Source organism: Mailhella massiliensis, from assembly GCF_900155525.1.
GTDB lineage: Bacteria > Desulfobacterota > Desulfovibrionia > Desulfovibrionales > Desulfovibrionaceae > Mailhella > Mailhella massiliensis.
This window is the reverse complement of record NZ_LT706936.1, coordinates 1-2,215: the sequence shown is the minus strand read 5'-3', so window position 1 is coordinate 2,215 and position 2,215 is coordinate 1. Positions and strand designations below refer to the sequence as shown.

The window sequence follows — 2,215 nt, the reverse complement described above, 5'->3', positions numbered from 1 at the left end:
CACCCCCGGGATCTCCACTCTTCCCCACCCCGCCCCTCTCCCGATGTCGGCCCTGCCGCGGGCCGCTCTCCCCGGACCGTGCGCGCCGCCTCTCCGGCTTTGGAAGGGATACGTCCTTGCCCCGGTCACAGCGCGGAGCCGATGTGCTCCGACAAAAAGCCCCGTCCCCTTCCCCGGCTCCGAAGGGAAAGGCAACCGCCCTCCTCCGAACATCCCTGCCGCACAACAGGTTCCGCCGCTTTTCCCGGTTCCCGCACAGTCCCGAGGAAACAAGCGCATGTTTTATTCTACAAATGCAGATTTTATTCTTGACAAATTTTATACATTTGTATAAATTTCTTTTCATCAGCCCGCAGTTCTGTGCAGCGGGCACGCCTTCCCTGTTCCCTCGGGGCGCATGGCCCGCAAAAGGCCGCAAAGTTCCTCCGCAGCCGTACAGGGAAGGCGCACAACACGACCAAGGAGCGCGACCATGTCGGAATGCCTTTCTCCCTCTCAGCTTGTGGAATTTCAGCGTTGCGGCGAAGCCTGGCGTCGCCGCCATCTGGAAGAAGAGTTCGTGCCGCCCGGCATTGCCGTCGTGGTGGGCCGCAGCGTGCGCGAAGCCGCCTTTGCCTGCCTGCTCCATAAAAAGAAGCACGGGGAGGCCCCCGCCCCGGAAGAGGTGGCCGACCTTGCCGCCGATGCCTATGCGCGCGGACTGGAACAGGGCGTGCACCTTGCGCCGGAAGACGTTTCCTCCGCACCGAAGCTGCTTGCCGAAGGAAAGGACAACGCCGTTGCCCTGAGCCTGCTTTTCCGGCAGGAACTTGCGCCCGGCCTTTCCCCCCTGCTGGTACGCGAAAGGGTGGAGCTGGACCTCGGCCTGCCCCTTCCCGTGGCCGTCACGCTGGACTGCTGCACCACGGAAGGCGCGCTGCACGCCTTTGCCTCCGCCTCTCGCCGCTGGAATACGGAACGGGCGCACGGCTCTCCCGCTCCCGCGCTCTGGCCCGAGGCTCTCCGCAGAGCGGCGGGCATACGGCCTTCGAACATGGTGTTCGACGTGCTCGTCGCCGCCAGAACGCCCGCGCTTCAGCAGGTGGAAACCTCCCGCTGCGCGGAAGACCTTGCCCGCGTGCTCCGGCAGTTCCGCCTCATGATCGCATCCATTGCGGCGGGCGTCTTTCCGCCTGCCGCACCGGAAAGCCATATCTGTTCCCCCCGCTGGTGCGGCTACTTCTATTCCTGCCCCCATGTTCCCGCCCCGAGGAAGGCGTTTCCCGCCTTCTCCGCCCGGGCGTCTCTGTGATGAAAACGCCCCGCGAAAAGCCCGGACAGCGCTGCCGGGCCCGGCGGAACGGCTTTCCTGCCGGACAGGGAAAAACCATGACAACAGCCGGGGGAACATGCCCCCACATGTGTGGGGAAGACTCGGTTCCTCCGTCGCAGAACGGGCATGGCCCGGAAACACCCCCACGGCGTGGGGAAGACAGAGAAACGCCGCGACGATATTCGTCATAGCGAGCAACACCCCCATGTGTGTAGGGAAGATACTGGAAGATGAGGGAACTTTCTGCAGGGAGTCAAAGAAGGAGCGGCTTTTTCCATGAACCGCGGAGGCAAAAATCCCTTCCGGCGGCGCGCTGCATCCTCATGAATGCCGGGCAGGCCGCTTTTTCCAGGCCGTCCACGGCGCGGCAGCCGCGGCTTCCCTGACAGACGGAACAAAAGCGCCCGTCTTTGCTTCCACAAAGCGGAATTTCCGCGCACGGCGGGGGAAAACATCAGCAGCAACCGCGCCCTTCTCCCGCCCGGCACGCCCGGCTTCAAAACGCGTTCCTGAAGCTTCCCATACAGAACGTATCCCGACAAGGGAACCGCGCCCGCAGGGAGTCAAAAGGCGAAGCCGAAGGGTTCCGCCCCGAAGAGTACGGAAAAACGCTCTCCCCGCAGACGAAAAACAAAAAAGCACCCCGCCGGAACAGAAAACGCCTTTTCGGGAAACACGGCGGCTCTTCGGCCCCACCTTTCCGCAAAAGGCCCGCCTCTCTGCCACTGCCACAACAAGGAGCAGCCATGTACGAAAACATTCTTCTGCATACCGGCTTTCCCGGAGAAGAAGGCCTTTCCTCCCCCCTTACCGCAGCGCAGGCCCGCGCCGTGCAGGAGCGGCGAAGCACGCTCCTTGCCGCCGCCTCCCTGCCGCGCAACGAAGAAGCGGCGCGCCTCGGCC

General features: G+C 63.8%; 1 protein-coding gene. It reads left to right on the top strand.

All coding sequences use genetic code 11. The features are described 5' to 3' along the window. Positions 1-472: 472 nt before the first annotated feature. Positions 473-1,291 (top strand): hypothetical protein, encoded by an 819-nt coding sequence (locus CZ345_RS00525; protein WP_077071253.1) that lies wholly within the window; start codon positions 473-475, stop codon positions 1,289-1,291. Positions 1,292-2,215 lie beyond the last annotated feature (924 nt).